At 44.6% G+C, this 18,920-nt stretch carries 14 protein-coding genes; 8 read left to right on the forward strand and 6 right to left on the reverse strand.

All coding sequences use genetic code 11. The features are described 5' to 3' along the window. Positions 1-5 precede the first annotated feature (5 nt). Positions 6-2,354, reverse strand: coding sequence for an LPS assembly protein LptD (lptD, locus tag CWO27_RS09410; protein WP_102432789.1), 2,349 nt, complete (start codon positions 2,352-2,354; stop codon positions 6-8). A 149-nt stretch (positions 2,355-2,503) separates the two neighbouring features. Between lptD and djlA the strand changes: the two genes are divergently transcribed. Further along, positions 2,504-3,358: a co-chaperone DjlA gene (gene djlA, locus CWO27_RS09415; RefSeq protein ID WP_010434455.1), complete on the forward strand. Its 855-nt coding sequence runs from the start codon at positions 2,504-2,506 to the stop codon at positions 3,356-3,358. 57 nt (positions 3,359-3,415) lie between these two features. Continuing rightward, a complete protein-coding gene (locus CWO27_RS09420; protein ID WP_102432788.1) occupies positions 3,416-3,961 on the forward strand; it encodes a DUF924 family protein in 546 nt (181 codons plus the stop codon). Positions 3,962-4,054: 93 nt separating this feature from the next. Here CWO27_RS09420 and CWO27_RS09425 read toward each other — a convergent pair whose 3' ends face one another. From CWO27_RS09425 to leuA, 5 genes are all read right to left on the reverse strand, one after another. Further along, on the reverse strand, positions 4,055-4,837 hold the full coding sequence (locus CWO27_RS09425) for a DUF547 domain-containing protein (protein ID WP_102432787.1): 783 nt from the start codon (positions 4,835-4,837) through the stop codon (positions 4,055-4,057). 175 nt (positions 4,838-5,012) lie between these two features. Beyond that, positions 5,013-5,615, reverse strand: coding sequence for a 3-isopropylmalate dehydratase small subunit (gene leuD / locus CWO27_RS09430; protein ID WP_017061388.1), 603 nt, complete (start codon positions 5,613-5,615; stop codon positions 5,013-5,015). A 14-nt stretch (positions 5,616-5,629) separates the two neighbouring features. Further along, positions 5,630-7,042 (reverse strand): 3-isopropylmalate dehydratase large subunit, encoded by a 1,413-nt coding sequence (gene leuC / locus CWO27_RS09435; RefSeq protein WP_052880134.1) that lies wholly within the window; start codon positions 7,040-7,042, stop codon positions 5,630-5,632. Positions 7,043-7,159: 117 nt separating this feature from the next. Next, positions 7,160-8,251: a 3-isopropylmalate dehydrogenase gene (gene leuB / locus CWO27_RS09440; protein WP_102432786.1), complete on the reverse strand. Its 1,092-nt coding sequence runs from the start codon at positions 8,249-8,251 to the stop codon at positions 7,160-7,162. A gap of 98 nt (positions 8,252-8,349) precedes the next feature. Further along, positions 8,350-9,897 carry a 2-isopropylmalate synthase gene (gene leuA / locus CWO27_RS09445; RefSeq protein ID WP_048657988.1) on the reverse strand — a complete coding sequence of 516 codons (1,548 nt, stop codon included), beginning with the start codon at positions 9,895-9,897 and terminating at the stop codon, positions 8,350-8,352. 568 nt (positions 9,898-10,465) lie between these two features. Between leuA and CWO27_RS09450 the strand changes: the two genes are divergently transcribed. The 6 genes from CWO27_RS09450 (at position 10,466) to leuO (ending at position 18,727) form a co-directional block, all read left to right on the forward strand. Continuing rightward, the gene (locus tag CWO27_RS09450) at positions 10,466-11,125 is read left to right on the forward strand and encodes a TetR/AcrR family transcriptional regulator (protein WP_107898903.1); all 660 of its coding nucleotides are present in this window, start codon (positions 10,466-10,468) and stop codon (positions 11,123-11,125) included. Further along, a complete protein-coding gene (locus CWO27_RS09455) occupies positions 11,125-12,462 on the forward strand; it encodes an efflux RND transporter periplasmic adaptor subunit (RefSeq protein WP_107898904.1) in 1,338 nt (445 codons plus the stop codon). The genes CWO27_RS09450 and CWO27_RS09455 overlap by 1 nt, the downstream gene beginning before the upstream one ends. Beyond that, on the forward strand, positions 12,459-15,566 hold the full coding sequence (locus CWO27_RS09460; protein WP_107898905.1) for an efflux RND transporter permease subunit: 3,108 nt from the start codon (positions 12,459-12,461) through the stop codon (positions 15,564-15,566). Before CWO27_RS09455 ends, CWO27_RS09460 begins: the two co-directional genes overlap by 4 nt. A 205-nt stretch (positions 15,567-15,771) precedes the next feature. Next, positions 15,772-16,296, forward strand: a complete 525-nt coding sequence (locus CWO27_RS09465; protein WP_102478667.1) for a phosphatase PAP2 family protein — start codon at positions 15,772-15,774, stop codon at positions 16,294-16,296. A 54-nt stretch (positions 16,297-16,350) separates the two neighbouring features. Then, entirely contained in the window at positions 16,351-17,421 is a 1,071-nt protein-coding gene (locus CWO27_RS09470; RefSeq protein ID WP_107898906.1) for an MJ1255/VC2487 family glycosyltransferase, read from the forward strand. Positions 17,422-17,767: 346 nt separating this feature from the next. Next, positions 17,768-18,727: a transcriptional regulator LeuO gene (gene leuO, locus CWO27_RS09475; protein ID WP_019826889.1), complete on the forward strand. Its 960-nt coding sequence runs from the start codon at positions 17,768-17,770 to the stop codon at positions 18,725-18,727. The last annotated feature ends 193 nt before the right edge of the window (positions 18,728-18,920 follow it).

Genomic DNA, 18,920 nt, shown 5'->3' on the forward strand with positions numbered 1-18,920 from the left:
GAAAATTAGTTGTTTAAGAAGAATGGGCGACCATAGCTCAATGAGTTGTCTGAGCTACTATCTCCAACGGCGCCAGAGTCAGAGCCGATATTGGTACCAAAGCCGACAATACCGAAGTTCACACTGAAATTATTTTCGTAAACTGGCGTCGCGTTTGATGTGTTGATGTAATCACCTTCCCAGCTACGCAATTGGTTGCTGTAGGTGAAGCCGATATACCAACAATCCGATTTATAATTGAGTCGTGCTAACCATTCTAATTCTTCTTCTGTTGTTAAATCATAGAAGTATTGAGCACTGGCATTCCATTTTGGTGAAATTTGGTAAGCGCCGAGTAAGCCTGCTTGAGATATACCATCTTTGGTAATTGAGCCAACATTAAAATCGACGGTATCTTCAATATACTCTTTAGTTACGTAGCGGTAGTTGGTTTGTACGTAACCGCCCGCAAAGCGGTACTCGAGAGTACTGTTTGCCAGTTGCATCGCTGATGTATCAATATCGTATTGTACACCGCCGTGATAAAACAGGTAATCGTCGTAGTTAAAGTCGACCTCAACAGCCCAAGAAGAGTAGTTGGAATTTCTATTTGCTTCGTCTTGGTTTAAGTTTTGTTTTGTGTCTTTATCGATATAAAAGATTTGGCCAAAAGATATATTAAGTCGTTCTTTATATTCATCATCAAAGAAACGTGAGGATGCACCGTAGCTGACTTGGTTTGCTGCAGCAATTCGATCTACGCCGCTGTATTTGCGACTTCTGAATAGGCCATAGTAGTCGGTCTGCAGTAGTGTCGTATCGTAAAGACCAATGTCACTTTGATCTTCTTCTGGTACGTAAAGATACTGAACTTGAGGTTCGAGTGTTTGAGTGTAATTGCCCACAATTTTTGTATCACGTTCAAGAACGATACCTGCGTGGCTTCTAAACTCTGGAATAATACGGCTTACTGATTCTTCCAAGCCTTCATAATCAGAGCCTGCGCCGGTATCAACGCCATCAAGGTCTTGTTGATAGTAAGTACCAAGTAGTCGAGCTTCTGTTGTCCAAGTACCCCAAGTATTGCCTACAGGAATGGTAATGCCAGGTTCCACGTGAATACGGTTCGCAGATGGTTTACCTGCAGCGTCGGTATCAAATATCGAGACATGACTGATCATGTCGAAATCTAAATGCTCCATCACTTCAGGAGCATAGTAGTTGTACTCTAGTTGGGGCATCAGGCGATAAGGTAAATTATTGCTCGTTGTCAGGACTTGGAAATCCCGTACAAGCACAGAAGCATCCCAGTTCTGAGAACGGTAGGTTGCTTTACCTTCTTGCAATAGTTGGCCATCTTCACGATTACCAATACTGCTTGAGCTAACGTCAGTAAAGTAATCAATGTCACTGACTTTGGAGTAATCAACTTCAAACAACCATGACTCTTGGAAAATCCCGGTATGCTCTAGTTGAGCGCCCCAGCGGTCACCTTTCTCTTTGAACTTCTTATCATCGGGCAGGTATTCAGACTTGATACTACCCGAACCGAAATCGCTCAAGTAACGGAATTTACTATTAAGTTGCGTTCCACGTTCTTGCATGTACTTAAAAGTGGTTTCTAAGTCGTAGTTTGGTGCCAAGTTCCAATAAACTGGGATTTCAGCTTCAAAACCGTCGCTTGAACCGTATGAAACTGTTGGATACAAGAAACCGGTTTTACGAGTATCACCAATAGGAACCGTTAAGTACGGTAGGTAAAATACCGGAACACTTTGGATTTCAAAGCGTGGGTTATAAAAAGTGGCTTGTTCTTCGTCTTGGTCGACATCGATGCTCGATGCTCTTAGACGCCAAGCATTGTCACCAATCGGGCAAGAGGTAATCGAGCCATCTTCAATCTCATAAACCGCTTTACCTGTTTTTGCGATATAAACAGCATCTCCGCGACCGGGCTCGCAAAGGAATTCATAATCGGTGTTCTCAAGCGTCATTTCATCTGTAGTCAGATTATTGGTCGCTCTGTCTGAGATAGATTTGATTTGACCATCACTAAAGTTTACGTTGCCTTCAGCTACAACGATATTTTCTTGTTGGTGCAGGGTTACGTTATCGGCAAGGATGGTCTTGTTCCCTTGCGTAACGACTACGTCACCTGAATATATTGCCTTGTCACCATTGATAGCTTCTAAGCGATCTGACTCAACGTGAGCGGGTAGCTGTGTCTCGTTTTCTGCAGCGGGCTCGATCAAGCATTGATCTATAGAGGGCATTTCCTGCACACTACTATCGGTGATTGTTTCAGCTTGAGTTGTCGACACGTATAACGCCGTACTTATAGACGCGGCTAACAAGGTGCGGGAAAAAGATTGCATGAAGTTGAACTATCCTGTGTCACTAGATGAAGGGTTGATCTAGTATCAATCCAATTAATAAAGCATTTTCCTTATGATAAAGGAAATAATAGCATTCAGCATCATCAGACAGCATTACTCAGATAAAATTCATAGATAGAGAACACATAATGCAAATATTTGGCAAAATTTTGGGCGCGTTTTTTGGCTTTTTATTTGGAGGGCCACTCGGTTTAGTTTTTGGTCTGTTTTTAGGACACCAATTCGATAAAGCTCGCCGATTGAACCAATCAGGCTTCAATAGTTCTGGTTTTGGTCGAGGTCCAAGCCAAGCAGAAAGACAGAACGAGTTTTTTAAATCCGCTTTTGCGGTTATGGGGCACGTTGCTAAAGCGAAAGGACAGGTAACGCCAGAAGAGATTCAACTCGCTTCCACCATGATGGAACGCATGAACCTGCATGGCGAACAACGCAAAGCGGCGCAAGATGCATTCCGTGACGGCAAGGAGAGTGATTTTCCATTAAGTGATGTACTTGAGCGTGTGAAAATCTCATCGGGTGGCCGTTTTGATTTGCTACAGTTCTTTTTAGAGCTACAAGTATCTGCTGCATTTGCGGATGGAAGTTTGCACCCGAGTGAACGTCAGGTTTTGCATAAGATAGCGCAAGGCCTTGGGTTTTCGGCAGAGCAACTAGAACGCCGCTTGCAGATGCAAGAAGCGGCATTCCGTTTCCAGCAGCAAGGTGGAAGCTTTGGTGGCCATCAAGGCCATGGGCAATCATCAGGTTGGCAACAGGCTTCACAACAGAACCAGCTAGGCGACGCATATAAGGTTCTTGGTGTGAGTGAAAGTGCTGACGGTAAAGAGGTGAAGAAAGCCTACCGCAAACTGATGAATGAACATCACCCAGATAAACTGATGGCGAAGGGCTTACCGCCTGAGATGATGAATGTCGCGAAAGAAAAATCGCAAGAAATTCAAAATGCTTATGACTTGATAAAGAAGGTCAAAGGTTTTAAGTAATCGAACACTAAACCGAGTAATAACAAAGTTACTCGGTTTTTTATTAAAGGGAATTATATGACGGTAATGTATCAGGATGTTCTAGAGTTTTGGTTCGATGAGTTGACGCCTAAAGATTGGTTTACTGGCGGCGCCGAGATTGACACTTTGATAGAGTCTCGATTTTCTGAATTGCATAAAGCAGCCATTCAAGGCGAGCTATTTGAGTGGCGCCAAACTGCGCAAGGGCGATTGGCTGAGATTATCGTGCTTGATCAGTTTTCTCGAAATATTGGCAGAAATAGCTCTGCTGCATTTTCGGCTGACCCGATGGCGTTGGCTCTAGCGCAAGAGGCGGTAGCGGGTGGTTTTGATCACCAGCTTAACGAGCAACAGAAAAGCTTCCTGTATATGCCTTATATGCACAGTGAGTCTCTGTTGATTCATGAGCAAGCCGTGGAGCTCTTTTCTCAAACGGGATTAGAGCATAATTTGGATTTTGAGTTGAAGCACAAGGTCATCATTGAGCGCTTTGGTCGCTATCCACATCGCAATGAGGTGTTAGGGCGAACCTCTACGCCTGAGGAAATAGAATTTTTGCAACAGCCGGGTTCAAGCTTTTAGTTCTAGAAAACTGTCAAATAGATCAAAAGAGGCGAGTGTTTAATAAACAACTCGCCTCTTTTTTCGTTTTAGTTGCGTGCTTAGCTACTGAGGCTAGTTTGCTTGGTTGAGTGACCAGTCGTAGTCATAACTGATGTTTTGAGTATTGGTTACTGTTTCAGTTCGATATTGGTTTAAGTGCTCAAAGAGCTGTTTCTCTGTACCAAAATCTACAGCAAACCACTCGTAAATTGATGATAGTTGGAGCTTCTTATTTGTAACCAGTACGCCTTTATCACTATCTACAAACTCACTAGCTGCTTGTTCTAACAAGGCTTCAGTATTATCAGGGGTAAAAGCTTGAGGTTGTAGGTTAGGGCAACCTAGGCTGGCACAGTTCACTGCATAATGGGAGCGAGGGTCTTGCCAAATCGGTCTTAGGATTCGATGTTCAATATCGTTGAGTGTCAGTGACTTCCCGTTAACGACCACCACATCATCTCCCCATGGTCCAAAACTAAATAACCCGCCGAGCTTGGTAATCGATTTGATTGGGTAAGCCTCAAGAATCAAATCGACCGTCACAGCGTTGTATAGATTAACCCAATAGGCATACTGCTCTGCTTTTGAATAGTCGAGTGGGTTTACCTGTTCTAACTGCTTAATGTATTGCTTCAGTTTTGATTTGTCAGCCGCAGTCACTGCTTGATAACGAACTAACGTATTTTGTCCCTGTTTAGTTAAGTAGTTATCGAGAAATTGCTGCCAATCTTGATGAGATACTTGTTCTAGATTGGTTTCATTGCTTTGATTCCAGTACGGCCACAGTTCAGATTTAGGCGCCGACCAAGCTAAGGTTGAGAAAAGTAGGCTGATAATAACGAGTAGTTGTTTCATGGCATTCTCCTGATGACTGACTACTAAGACCTTATGCTTTACGATTTTCTTTCATGGCTCTTCAGTTAAATTACAGACTTAAGTCTAATAAATATATTCAGCTAAATAAAAAAGGTTGGCACTAGGCCAACCTTTTATGTGTACACAAAACAGTGCGATTCTATTTCAATACTTCTTATTTTAGGAAGCTAGGAATCTTAGCTTCAAACTCTGAAATCTTATCGGCGTGTTGAAGTGTTAGGCCGATGTTATCTAGGCCATTCAGTAAGCAGTGACGACGGAACTCATCAATTTCAAACGAGTACTCTTTACCGTTCGCGCTAACTTTCATTGCTTCTAGGTCAACCGTGATTTCTGCACCTTCATTCGCTTCAACGAATTGGAATAGCTCATCCACTTCTTGCTCAGTCAATCGAACTGGCACCATTTGGTTGTTGATCGAGTTACCGTAGAAAATGTCGGCAAAGCTTGGCGCAATCATCACTTGAATGCCGTAATCAGCAAGTGCCCAAGGTGCGTGTTCACGAGATGAACCACAACCGAAGTTTTCACGAGCTAGAAGAATTGAAGCGCCTTGGTAGCGAGCTTCGTTCATTACAAACTCAGGGTTTGGTTGTTGGCCTGCATCGTCTAGGAAGCGCCAATCGTGGAACAAGTGTTTACCAAAACCGATGCGGTTTACTTTCTGTAGAAACTGCTTTGGAATGATCGCATCAGTATCGATATTGGCCGTATCTAGAGGAACGACTAATCCGGTGTGTTGTTGAAAACCTGACATGTTAAATCCTCTAATTAAAGTTCACGAATATCGACAAAGTGACCAGCGATAGCTGCTGCGGCTGCCATTGCTGGGCTAACTAGGTGCGTACGACCATCACGGCCTTGGCGACCTTCAAAGTTACGGTTTGATGTAGAAGCACAGCGCTCTTGTGGACCTAGACGGTCGTTGTTCATTGCAAGACACATAGAACAGCCTGGTAAGCGCCATTCAAAGCCGGCTTCGATGAAGATCTTATCTAGGCCTTCAGCTTCAGCTTGTGCTTTAACTTGCTCTGAACCCGGAACGATAAGCGCTTGAACATGTTTCGCTACTTGACGGCCTTTCGCTACCGCTGCTGCTGCACGCATGTCTTCGATACGAGAGTTAGTACAAGAACCAACGAACACTTTATCTACGTTGTAATCAGATAGAGATTTACCGGCTTCAAGGCCCATGTAAGCCAGCGCTTTTTCTGCAGATGCTTTTTCTACAGGGTCAGCGAAGCTTTCAGGTGCTGGGATTGGTGTGTCTACCGAGATAACCTGACCTGGGTTTGTTCCCCAAGTGACTTGTGGTTTGATGTCTGCCGCTTCTAATGTAACAACCGCATCGAATTTAGCGTCAGCATCGGTTTTCAATGTGTCCCAGTATTCAATTGCCGCTTCTAGGTCTTCGCCTTGTGGAGAGAATTTGCGACCTTTGATGTATTCGTATGTTGTTGCATCTGGAGCAATTAGACCCGCTTTAGCACCCAACTCGATTGCCATGTTACATACCGTCATACGACCTTCCATCGTAAGGTCTGTAATTGCCTCACCACAGAATTCAACCACGTAGCCAGTACCGCCAGCCGCTGTTGTTTTACCGATGATCGCTAGCACGATGTCTTTTGCAGTGATACCCGGAGCAACCTTACCTTTTACTTCGATCTTCATGGTTTTAGCGCGAGCTTGTTTTAGCGTTTGCGTTGCTAGAACGTGCTCCACTTCAGAAGTACCGATACCGAATGCTAAAGAACCGAATGCACCGTGTGTTGCTGTGTGTGAGTCACCACATACGATGGTCATGCCCGGCAGAGTAATACCTAGCTCTGGGCCCATTACGTGCACAATACCTTGGTATTTGTGGTTTAGATCGTAAAGCGTGACACCAAATTCTTCACAGTTTTTCGATAGCGTTTCCATTTGGATACGAGCCATCTCACCAGAAGCGTTGATGTCTTTCGTTTGTGTCGATACGTTGTGATCCATGGTCGCAAAAGTTTTGCCTACTTGGCGAACTTTACGGCCTTTTTCACGCAGGCCATCAAAGGCTTGTGGCGAGGTTACTTCATGGACTAAGTGGCGATCGATATAAAGAATTGGTGTTTCGCCCTTCGCTGCAACCGCAACGTGAGCGTCATAAACTTTTTCGTATAAGGTTTTTGCTTGCTGGTTTGTCGACATAGCTTTTCTTCCTTGGGAGCATCAGTCCCAGTGTTTGTTTCGAGCCAAGTCATGCGGTTTACGCTGACTTGGCTTGATATTATTCTTATGTACTTGCTTTTAATCGGAGTATTTAGCTTATGAAGCTAAGATGTACTCAGCGATCTTGTCACCCATTTCAGAGGTAGTCAGTGCTTGGTTGTTACCTGCAAGGTCTGCTGTTAGCTCGCCTGCTGAAAGCGCTTTAGATACCGCTGCTTCGATGTCTTGTGCTGCCGCTTCTTCGCCTAGGCTGTAACGAAGCATTAGTGCTGCAGAAAGGATTTGCGCTACTGGGTTTGCGATGTTCTTACCTGCGATATCTGGTGCGCTGCCGCCTGCTGGCTCGTATAGGCCGAAGTTGCTTTCGTTCAAGCTAGCAGAAGGAAGCATACCCATAGAGCCTGTAATCATTGCGCACTCATCAGAGATGATGTCGCCGAAGATGTTTGAACACAGCATTACGTCAAACTGAGAAGGATCTTTGATTAGCTGCATGGTCGCGTTGTCGATGTACATGTGGTTTAGCGTGACATCTGGATAATCTTTTGCAATATCTTCGACAACTTCGCGCCATAAGATAGAGCTCTGTAGAACGTTCGCTTTATCGATTGAGTAAACGTTTTTGTTACGTAGGCGTGCCGATTCAAACGCAATCTTTGCAATACGTTCAATTTCGTAGCGGTGGTAAACCTCAGTATCAAATGCTTTTTCAGTTGCGCCTTCGCCTTCACGACCTTTAGGTTGGCCGAAGTAGATGCCGCCTGTTAGCTCACGTACAACCACGATGTCGAAACCGTTACCTGAGATGTCAGCACGTAAAGGAGAGAAAGACTCTAGACCTTTATGGATTTGTGCTGGGCGTAGGTTACAGAACAGTTGGAAGTGTTTACGTAGAGGAAGTAGGGCACCACGCTCTGGTTGATCGTTTGGTGGAAGGTGTTCCCATTTAGGACCGCCGACAGAACCAAAAAGTACTGCGTCAGATTCTTCACAGCCAGCTACTGTTGCTTCTGGAAGTGGACAGCCGTGGTTATCAATCGCAATACCACCAACATCATACTCTTCGCGAGAAAAGCTAATCGCGTGCTTCTTTTCGATCGCGTCTAGCACTTTATGTGCTTGTTGCATTACTTCTGGGCCAATGCCATCACCAGGTAGTACGGCAATTTTGTATGATTTATCAGTCATGTTAATCCTTTAATTCTTTGTTACTGAGCTATTTGGCTCGTTTTAAATTTTGTCCCTAAAGCCAATAACATCGGCTCTAGGGCACTGTTATTGGGTATTTAAACTGTCGCGATTTTTTGCTGTTTCATTTCAGCAATGGTGTCGGCACGTTGAATGCTATTGATAACATGCAGTAGCGCCTGACCAGAAGCTTCAACGATATCGGTTGATACGCCTGTACCGTGGTACTTGCGGCCTTTATAGTTAGCAATAATATCAGCTTGGCCTAGGCCATCTTCGCCTTCACCTTTGGCGGTAAGGTCGAATTTATCCAATGCAATTTCGTAACCCGTTAAGCGGTAAATACATTGATATAGCGCATCAACAGGACCGTTACCGACAGCCGCTTCGCATTTCTCTTCATCACCACATTGAAGCTTGATGCTGGTGGTAGACATAACACTACCAGATTGTACGCTTAGGTAGTTAAGTTTATAGAAGTCATCTTCGTCGCGCAGATTTGCGAAGTGCATTAGTGCTTCTAGGTCGTAATCGAATACTTGGCCTTTACGGTCAGCAAGCTTCAAGAAGTCTTCGTACAATGAATCTAGGTTGTACTCATTGTCTTTGTAGCCCATAGCGTCCATGTGGCTCTTAACGGCTGCACGACCACTGCGGCTGGTTAAGTTCAATGCTTTGTTTTTCAAGCCAATAGACTCAGGCGTCATGATCTCGTAAGTGTTCTTGTTCTTAAGCATGCCGTCTTGGTGAATACCCGAAGAGTGGCTGAATGCGTTAGCACCAACGATTGCTTTATTGTCTTGAATTGGCATGTGGCAAAGCTGGCTAACCAACTTACTGGTACGGTGAATCTCTTTATGATCCAAGCCTGTGTGAACACCTAAAAGCTCTTGACGAGTTTTGATGATCATTGCTATTTCTTCTAAAGAACAGTTACCCGCACGCTCACCAATACCATTGATTGTGCCTTCAATTTGTCTAGCACCCGCTTGCACAGCTGCAATTGAATTAGCAACCGACATGCCTAAGTCATCGTGACAGTGAACAGAGATGATCGCTTGATCGATGTTTGGTACGCGATCAAATAGCGTTTGGATAATGCCACCAAACTCATTCGGTACTGTGTAGCCTACGGTATCTGGAATGTTGATGGTTTTTGCGCCAGCGTTAATTGCTGCTTCAACCATACGACATAGGTTGTCGATAGGTGTACGACCGGCATCTTCACAAGAGAATTCAACATCATCGGTATAGTTACGCGCATGCTTTACCGCTTTCACTGCCATCTCGACAACATCGTCGTAGCTGCGGCGTAATTTGTCTTGTACGTGAACCGTCGATGTAGAAATAAAGGTATGAATACGGAACTGTTCAGCCACTTTTAGTGCTTCGGCTGCGGCATCAATATCTTTCGCTACTGCACGAGAAAGCGCACATATACGGCTATCTTTAATATTCTTTGCGATGGTTTGTACTGATTCAAAATCGCCTGGTGATGACACAGGGAAACCCGCTTCAATAACATCTACCCCCAGTCGTTCAAGTGCATAAGCGATCTGTAATTTCTCTTTTACCGTTAAGCTTGCAGCCAACGCTTGCTCGCCATCACGTAAGGTCGTGTCAAAAATTATCACTTGATCGTTCATGGGTGCTTCCTTATATCGATAATGAATCGATTGCTATCCAAATTATTATTAAGAATGATGTTCTTTTAAAAGTGCCAGTTACAAAAAAACCCGCTCAGCGCGGGTTTTAATATTTGTGTAGTTCTTGACCCACAACTTACCCGCGCGATTGGTTCACGATAAGGAGAAGTTTCAGCAGTCGAGAAGAAGAAAAAATCATTACACAAATATCCGTAAATAAACTGTTAACACCATATTTACCGCAATTTATTCTGAGCGTCAAACAAGAAAATCCAATATCAGCGTGCATTGGCGACGTTTTTGTTTGGTTTGTACTGTTTTGTGTTGAGTTATTGGCTAAATCATCTGATTGATGGTTTTGTATTGGGGGGTTAGTTTATCGTTTGGCTTATGTGTAGGTTAAAACTTTGTAGTAAATCTTTTTGATGGAACGATTCACCAAAAAAATCACAAGCGTGACCAAATTAATTAATCACTTGATTAAATAATGAGTAATTAATCTTCTACTGTTACGCCTGTTTATCTCTATAATTAATCAGATGATTAATTATAGAGATGGATTTTTTCCATGACGGCACGAAAAGCGGGGCGACCTCAAAAGAACTTAGATGTTCGACAGTTATTGATTGAGCATGCTCGTGATCTGTTTGTCGTTCTGCCATACGACAAGGTTTCGACACGCCTGATTGCTGAGCGTGCGGGTGTCAATATTGCGATGATCCGTTATTACTTTGGCAGTAAGGCCGGGCTGTTTGAAGCCATGCTGCGTGAAACGCTACGACCGATGCAATTGCAGATGCAAAGGTTGGTTGAAGAAGGTAGTCATGAGAGCTTTCTTGACCTAATGCGGACTTACTACAAAGAGATGGTCAAGGTACCTAAGTTTCCTCGCTTGCTAGCCCAAGTGATGAATATGCCTCCCTCTGAAGTGCAAAGAGAATTGCTCGAAAAGGTTTTTCACGATGTCGCTAAGCCAGCTCAGGATGTCATTTTTGAAAAACTGGTTGAACAAGGCGTTTTAAGAAAAGAGATGGATCCCAAACTCTGCCGCGTGTCGTATATAAGCTTGATGGTGTTCCCGTTCATTGCGCCTCCACCTTTGCTTGCTATTCATGGTATTGAGATTAATGAAGAATTTCTTAACCGTTTAATCGAACACAACATTAAATTGATGACAGAAGGCTTTATAAATACGCCTATCCCTTCTTCTGTGCAGGACCAAAGATAATGAAAATAAATAAAAAACTACTCTTCTTTCCAGCACTTGCAGTTGGTGTGATTGGCCTTGTCGCCGCGATTAACTTGAAACCGGATCTTCCAACCAAACCTGCGGGTGACCGTGCTCGGTTAGTTGATACTGTAAGCCTAGAGCAACAGTTGATAGCACCGTTAGCAGTTGGCTTTGGCAAGGTGGTGCCGAAAGTCGAATGGAAAGCAATTGCCGAGGTGACAGGCCAAATAGTCTATCGACATCCAGATCTTGAAAAAGGGCAGGTGATCCCTGCAGGAACGGTCGTGCTCAAAGTTGATCCATTGGATTACGAATTGAAACTGATACAAGCAGAGGCGGATCTAAAATCAAGCCAAACCTCATTAGCGAAATTGAATCAAGAAGAAGACAACCTTAATCAGACTCTTAAGATCGAAAAGAATCGCTTAGTGATCAGTAATAAAGAGTTACAACGTAAACAGGATCTGCGTAAGAAAGGGCTGACTTCGCAGTCTGATGTCGATCTACAAAAACAAAGTGCGCTATCTCAACAGAAGTTGGTATTAGATATCGCGAACCAAATCGCATTAATGCCAGACGAAAAACGTGTTGCGCAAGCGGTGATTAAGGTCAATGTATCTAAAGTCAAAGAGGCGCAACGCTCTCTCGATAAGACTACCGTCACTTTACCAAGAGCGATGCGAATTGCTCAAGTTGATATCGAGCAAAATCAAGTGGTTAACCTTCAGCAAGAGATGTTTATTGCTCACGGGATTGATGTCATGGAAGTGGAGGCGCAACTTTCTATTCACGATATACAAACTTTAGCCTCCAGTTTTAAGCAGTTCCCTCGCGATACCGCAGGAATTCCTAATCCTTATGAAGCGCCAATCAAAGCAAGCATCCAACTTAACAGCGGTAACCTGAACCTTAGCTGGCCTGCGAAGGTAGCAAGGATCAGCGAAACGGTTGATGAAAACCAAGCGACGGCGGGGATTATTCTCGAGATCGCTCAAGACTATTCACAACTGCAGCCAGACAGCGCAACGCCGTTGGTTAATGGTATGTTTGTAAAAGCCGAGATTGAAGGTGTAGCGAATCTGAGTTGGGTTGTGCCGGAGCGAGCACTGCATGGTGATAAGGTTTACTTGATGGATGACAATCAGCGTTTGCAAGTGGTGAATGTTGAAGTGCTTTATCGCAGAGACAATCAAGTGGTTGTGAGTGGTGAGCTACAAACCGGAGACAAATTGGTTCTAAATGATGTCCTGCCAGCTATCGAGGGCATGTTATTGAAAGAGTCGAACTCTGAAGAGGCTGAGCTTGAATCGGATACTCAGGAGAGTGCGTCATGATCAAGTTCTTCTCTAGGCACCCAACAGCAGCCAACTTGTTGATGCTTGGATTGTTGATCATGGGTATAAGCTCATTATCAACCATCAAACGTGAAACCTTCCCCGCTTATGATCCGCCTTACATTATGGCAGCCATCGTTTATCCCGGCGCTTCTCCACAAGAAGTGGAAGAGAGCCTATGTGTGCGAATGGAAGATGCAGTAGACGGCTTAGCCAACATTGAAGAAACTCAGTGTGAGGCGATCGAAGGTAGCGCACGTCTAATTCTGAAGTTGAATGAGAAAGCGGATATCGGCCGAATGCTGGTGGATGTGCAAACCCAGATCAACTCGATCAATGACTTCCCAACTGAGATTGAATCACCTGTTGTTCAAGAGCTAGATTGGAATGAACCGGTTGTTGATATCGCGATCACAGCAGAAACGTCGTGGCCGGAACTTAAAGCCTACGCGGAAGATCTTAAACGTATTATGAAGCTTGACTATGATGTTTCATTGGTCGATGTCAGCGGCTTCTCGGATCATCAATATCGTGTTGAGTTGGATACCCAAGCGATTCGTCAGTTGGGTTTGAGTGTCGGTGATATCGCAGATCAGATTGGCCGTCAGAATGTAAAACTGCCGAGTGGTAACGTTGAAACACCAGATAAAAACTTCCTGATTCGTTTCGACGAAAGACGTATCACGCCAGTTGAACTGGAAAGTATCGTGGTTGGTTCTGCGCCAAATGGCTCAGTGATCCGTTTAAGAGATATCGCTAAAATTACCGATCGCTTTGAGCTTGATGAGCAGAAAGTTTTATTTGATGGCAAACCATCAGCCCTGTTGAAGATCAGTAAAAATAAAGAAGATGATGCACTACGAATTAAAGAGAATGTAACGCGATTCGTTGAAGATCAAAGCGCGATTGCTCCTGACGGCGTGACACTACAAATGACCAACGATCTCTCCTCTGTGCTGTGGGATCGTTTAACCATGATGGCGCGTAATGGCTGGCAAGGTATTGTGCTGGTGTTCGCCACCATGTGGCTGTTCTTCAGCTTACGTTATTCGTTTTGGGTAGCGGCGGGGTTGCCGGTAGCCTTCCTTGGTGGTTTGTTTTTAATGGCCAATCTTGGTTTATCGATTAACATTATGTCGCTGGTCGGACTGTTGATGGCGATTGGTATCATGATGGATGACGCCATCGTAATTGCCGAATCGATAGCGTCCCATTTAGACAGGGGGCAGAGTGTTGATGATGCGGTGTACAACGGCGTTAAGAAAGTGCTTCCCGGGGTCTTATCTTCTTTCTTAACCACGGTGTGTATTTTCGGTAGCTTGTTATTTCTCGATGGGGAAATGGGCGCGGTACTCAAGGCCGTTCCTCAAGTATTGATTTTGGTGCTGTCGTTGAGCTTAATCGAAGCCTTCCTGATTCTGCCAAATCACCTGTCTCACTCGCTGCATAAAGAGAAAAACGACAAGCCAGCACTACGCTTCAAAGTGGTGTTACTAGAGAAATTCGAGAACTTCCGTAATACCACCTTGATGAACATGGTTGAGAAAGTGGTGACCTTCCGCTACGCCTTTATGGGCGGAGTGATTACGCTATTGTTGCTTTCAGTAGCCTTGATTGCTGGCGGGGTTGTTAAGTTTCAACCTTTCCCTGAGCTGGATGGTGATATTGCCGAAGCGCGTATCATTCTTCCACCGGGCGCATCACTGTCTCAAACCGAAAAAGTCGTCGATAAAATTGTCGCGTCGGCTGAGCGTTTGAACAAGCAATGGAGCGAAGAGGTTGAAGAAGGCAATACACTGGTCGAGCACATAACTAGCCAATTCAATGCTAACGCCGATGCCAATGAATCTGGCCCACACCTAGCCACAGTGCGCTTAGACTTACGCGGAGCAGAGAGTCGTAATACGGTGATCGATGATTTCATCGATGCATGGCGAGAGGACATCGGTGAACTTGCAGATCCAATCTCACTGGTATTCAAGCAACCCACCATGGGGCCGGGTGGTCGCGCTATCGAGATTCGAGCTAAGCATGATGACCTAAGTGCATTGAAATCCGCTTCTCTGGATATTCAGGAATACCTTAATCAGTTCGATGGCGTGCACGGCGTGCTTGACGACATGCGTATGGGTAAAGAAGAGATCTTGGTGAAGCTGCGTCCGGGAGCTGAAACCTACAATGTGAATGGGCAGATGATTGCTTCCCAATTGCGTGCGGCTTTCTTTGGTCAGACAGCGGATGAGATTCAAATCGGTGTTGAGAATATCTCGATTGAAGTGCGTCTTGATAAAGAGCAAGCGGGCGACATACAGCAGCTGGCCAACTTCCCGATCATCACCGCAGATGGCAGTCAGATCCCGCTAGCAACGTTGGCGACGTTAGATTTCCAACGTAATTACGTGCGAATTCAGCGTATTGATGGGCTGAGAACCATCAGTATCTTTGGGGATATTGATAACAAGAAAGCGAGTTCATCCGCGATCTTGGCTCAGTTCCAAAAAGATGAAGCCGCCAAACTTATTCAGAAGTACCCGGGTCTACGCTTTGATTTCGAAGGGGAGGCCAAAGATGCGGCTAAGACTGGAGCCTCTATGGGCAAAGGCTTCTTACTCGGCTTATTTGGCGTGTTTGCGATTCTTAGCTATCAATTCCGAAGCTACTTAGAGCCTGTGGTCGTGATGTTGGCGATTCCACTCGCTTTTATTGGGGTGGTCGTTGGACACTGGATACTTGGGCACTCTTTGAGTATGCCAAGCATGATGGGCTTTGTTTCGCTCGCAGGGATTGTGGTTAACGACTCTATCTTGCTGGTGCAATACATTCGTCACCATGTCGATGAGGGAGATAGCGTGCATGACTCGGTGGTGAAAGCCAGTCGCGAGCGTTTCCGAGCGGTATTCTTGACCTCAATGACAACCGCCGCTGGTTTGCTACCGCTGTTAACGGAAACAAGTTTACAGGCTCAGGTTATTCAGCCTCTGGTTATTTCGATTGTGTTCGGCATATTTGCCTCGACCTTACTGGTGCTGTTTATGATCCCAGCGGCTTACGCAATATTGGCGGACTTTGGTTTAGTGAAAAAGCACGAGCCTCTCTCGCTATAGACATTGGAAGAAAATAAGTAATAAACAATAAAGCGGCCTAGTGCCGCTTTATTGTTTATAGGATGTTTTTTCATATCCTTGGCCCGAGCGGCTGCACTGCGCATCCCAAGGAAATTTCATTTTAGTTCATTCAAAACGTCACTTAACTGTCATTTGTTGAGCATAACTTGAGCCTTAACTGAATAAGGATTGTTAAGGAGATCGTATGCGTACAATCGAACCTATTGTCCGCTGGGATGTGGCATTTTCTGTTTTCTGTTTAAACAACCGCTATGGCGGGCAACATGCAACGCTCAGTAAAGCGGTGTCTCATACTGGAGATGGACACCTTTACGTGTTAATTGCGTTGATTGCTTTGCTGGCTGATAGCAGTACTGGCCGAGACTTTCTTTTGGTGGGCTTAACCGCCTTTGCAATCGAACTGCCTATTTATTGGCTTGCTAAAAACACCCTCAAGCGTCGTAGACCGGCTGAATTCTCTTCACTGCTTTATTCCCACATTGTGCCATCCGATAAATACAGCCTGCCATCTGGGCATTCCGCGGCGGCTTTTGTTATGGCGACCCTAATCGGACATTTCTATCCGAGCTTATATCTCTTTAGCTTGGTGTGGGCAACTGCGATTGCTGGCTCTCGAATCTTACTTGGTGTGCACTTTTTAACAGACGTACTGATTGGCGCAGCCTTGGGCATTGCTTGTACGAGTCTAGCCATCAGCTTCATCCTGTAATTATTTTGTTGGCAACCACTGCCGAGCTAAAGTGGCAAATTTAAAGGAACATGCATGAAAATTTTATACGGCGTACAAGGCACTGGAAATGGTCACATCGCACGTGCGAGAGCAATGGCCGTCGCCTTTCGTCAGCAAAATATCGATGTCGACTTTCTATTCTCTGGAAGAGATGAGAGCAAGTACTTCTCGATGGAAGAATTTGGAAACTACCAAACCCGCAGTGGCTTAACGTTTTATAGTGAGCAGGGGCAGGTGAAATACGGCAAGACATTCATGAAGAACAACATCTGGCGATTTCTCAGTGAGATTAACCAGATCGATCTGACACCATATGATTTAGTGCTTAACGACTTTGAACCCGTGACCGCTTGGGCAGCTAAAAGACAGGGCGTACCTTGCATAGGGATAAGCCACCAGAATGCGTTTCGTTATGATGTACCCAAAGAAGGGGGTAACTGGATTGAACATTCAGTGATTCAACATTTCGCCCCAACCGCGCACTCAATTGGGTTGCACTGGTATCACTTTGAACAGCCGATACTTCCACCTATTGTTCATACGCCTATCGCTCCCACGCTAGTTGGTGAGCAACAAACCAAAACAGCACAAGACTTTACGTTGGTCTATTTGCCATTTGAGGATCTTGAGTCGATCTCAGAGCTGCTGATGAAGTTCATTTCGCATAATTTTGTCTGTTACCACCCAGATGTTATTGAGCATAGTCGAGTCGAAAATATTGAGTTCAAACCACTCAGTCATGCGGGCTTCCAATTCGACCTTAATCAGTGCTCAGGTGTGGTCGCAAATGGCGGCTTTGAATTGCCGTCTGAAGCTTTAACCTTAGGGAAGAAATTGCTTCTCAAACCACTTGAAGGGCAGTTCGAACAACAGAGCAATGTGGCAACACTTGAGGCGCTTGGATTAGCCCAAACGATGAGCTTTCTTGACCCAGCAATCTTGCGTGGTTGGCTCAACGAAAAACAGGCTGAGGTTGTCTCTTATCCAGACGTGGCTAGTGCACTTGTTGAGTGGGTTTTAGCCGGAAATTGGTCCAACCAAGATGACCTAAGAAAACAACTTTGGGACAAGGTGGATTTTCCAAGCTATGCATCACTCACCTAATCCATAAGTGGTGTTTTTGAATCGAATGGTCAATCAATTCATCGATTCAATAATTTGTAACAAATGTAACCAAACGATAGAACAGATAAATAAGTCGAAATGAAACTCATAAGTAGCGCATTTTATGTTTTTTTATAACTCTGTAAATTTATGATTTTTAAGTGTTAATTAATCATTAAGGTAAAATAAAATTATTCTTTATCAATCTTGTTGGTAGCTAGGGATGTATTGGTTAATAGTAGTGGTAATCCGAAACACATCGGTCTGATAAATATAAGAACTAGTGGTTATCTATTCCCATACCATTACAAATTTAACGCTGTCGTACCGACAAGAGGCAACTTGAATGTTAGATAAAAAAGACGCAATGAGTGCTATTGCTAGCTACAGAATGGAAAGCACACTTCGTGGAGTAGACTTAAACCTTTTGACTGTATTTGATGCAGTAATGCAAGAGCAAAACATTACACGTGCAGCTCACAATTTAGGTATGTCTCAGCCGGCAGTAAGTAACGCTGTGGCTCGCTTGAAAGTGATGTTTAACGACGAACTATTTATGCGCCAGGGTCGTGGTATTCAACCGACTCAACGTGCACGTCAGTTGTTCGGTCCTATCCGCCAAGCGCTTCAACTAGTACGCAACGAATTACCAAGCTCTGTGTTCTCTCCAGAGTCGTCTTCTCGCTTGTTCAAGCTTGCGATTTGCAGCCCTTGTGACATGCGTTTTGCACCTAAGATTATGTCTACAATCAACGACCAAGCACCTAGCGTTAAACTGCACATGGATGCTGAATTCGATCGTCAACTTTCTGAGCGTATGCGTTACCAAGAAATCGACTTCGTTATCGATTACGCTCGTTTTGATGAGCAAGGCTTCTCAAGCACTGAAATCTTCCAAGACGAGTTAGTTGTGGTTGCTTCTGCTTCTCACCCACGCATCAACGGTGAAGTTTCTGCGGCAGAGCTGCTTAACGAAAAGCACGCAAAACTGTCTCGCATCCATGGTCAACGTAGCTTCTCTGAGCAAGCTTACCGTGACCTAGATTGCACGCCTTTCTACGAAGGTACGAGCTTGAGCAACGTTCTTTACGTTGTAGGCCAATCTGAACTAGTAACAATTGCTCCTCGTTGGATGGTTGAACATGCTGCAAACAAAGAGCAGCTTCAGATTCTAGATTTCCCATTCGATAATGCGGCGATTTCTGGCTTCCTAAGCTGGCACGAATCAAGTGAAAAGGATAAAGGACACATTTGGTTACGAGATCAGTTAATGATGATCTGTGGCGAAGTAGTGGCACTTAACTAGACACTAATCCCTATGATTTATAAGCCCTAAGCTAGGAGTCTGGCTTGGGGCTTTTTTGTACCTGCTATTTTTGTTGATAGAAAACTTAGCGTGAGACGTACTATTACTTATAACTTTGAGCTTCATCAGTTGCCTTTTCCATGATCAGAGGTACACTTGTGCGCTCAAAAAAGCTTACAGGTGTAAGCCAAAG

This window comes from Vibrio sp. 10N.286.51.C3, from assembly GCF_003050065.1.
GTDB lineage: Bacteria > Pseudomonadota > Gammaproteobacteria > Enterobacterales > Vibrionaceae > Vibrio > Vibrio crassostreae.

Bases quoted from the DNA above. Each gene is read 5' to 3' on its own strand.
- lptD (WP_102432789.1), bottom strand. From the start codon at position 2,354: ATGCAATCTTTTTCCCGCACCTTGTTAGCCGCGTCTATAAGTACGGCG.
- djlA (WP_010434455.1), top strand. From the start codon at position 2,504: ATGCAAATATTTGGCAAAATTTTGGGCGCGTTTTTTGGCTTTTTATTT.
- CWO27_RS09420 (WP_102432788.1), top strand. From the start codon at position 3,416: ATGACGGTAATGTATCAGGATGTTCTAGAGTTTTGGTTCGATGAGTTG.
- CWO27_RS09425 (WP_102432787.1), bottom strand. From the start codon at position 4,837: ATGAAACAACTACTCGTTATTATCAGCCTACTTTTCTCAACCTTAGCT.
- leuD (WP_017061388.1), bottom strand. From the start codon at position 5,615: ATGTCAGGTTTTCAACAACACACCGGATTAGTCGTTCCTCTAGATACG.
- leuC (WP_052880134.1), bottom strand. From the start codon at position 7,042: ATGTCGACAAACCAGCAAGCAAAAACCTTATACGAAAAAGTTTATGAC.
- leuB (WP_102432786.1), bottom strand. From the start codon at position 8,251: ATGACTGATAAATCATACAAAATTGCCGTACTACCTGGTGATGGCATT.
- leuA (WP_048657988.1), bottom strand. From the start codon at position 9,897: ATGAACGATCAAGTGATAATTTTTGACACGACCTTACGTGATGGCGAG.
- CWO27_RS09450 (WP_107898903.1), top strand. From the start codon at position 10,466: ATGACGGCACGAAAAGCGGGGCGACCTCAAAAGAACTTAGATGTTCGA.
- CWO27_RS09455 (WP_107898904.1), top strand. From the start codon at position 11,125: ATGAAAATAAATAAAAAACTACTCTTCTTTCCAGCACTTGCAGTTGGT.
- CWO27_RS09460 (WP_107898905.1), top strand. From the start codon at position 12,459: ATGATCAAGTTCTTCTCTAGGCACCCAACAGCAGCCAACTTGTTGATG.
- CWO27_RS09465 (WP_102478667.1), top strand. From the start codon at position 15,772: ATGCGTACAATCGAACCTATTGTCCGCTGGGATGTGGCATTTTCTGTT.
- CWO27_RS09470 (WP_107898906.1), top strand. From the start codon at position 16,351: ATGAAAATTTTATACGGCGTACAAGGCACTGGAAATGGTCACATCGCA.
- leuO (WP_019826889.1), top strand. From the start codon at position 17,768: ATGTTAGATAAAAAAGACGCAATGAGTGCTATTGCTAGCTACAGAATG.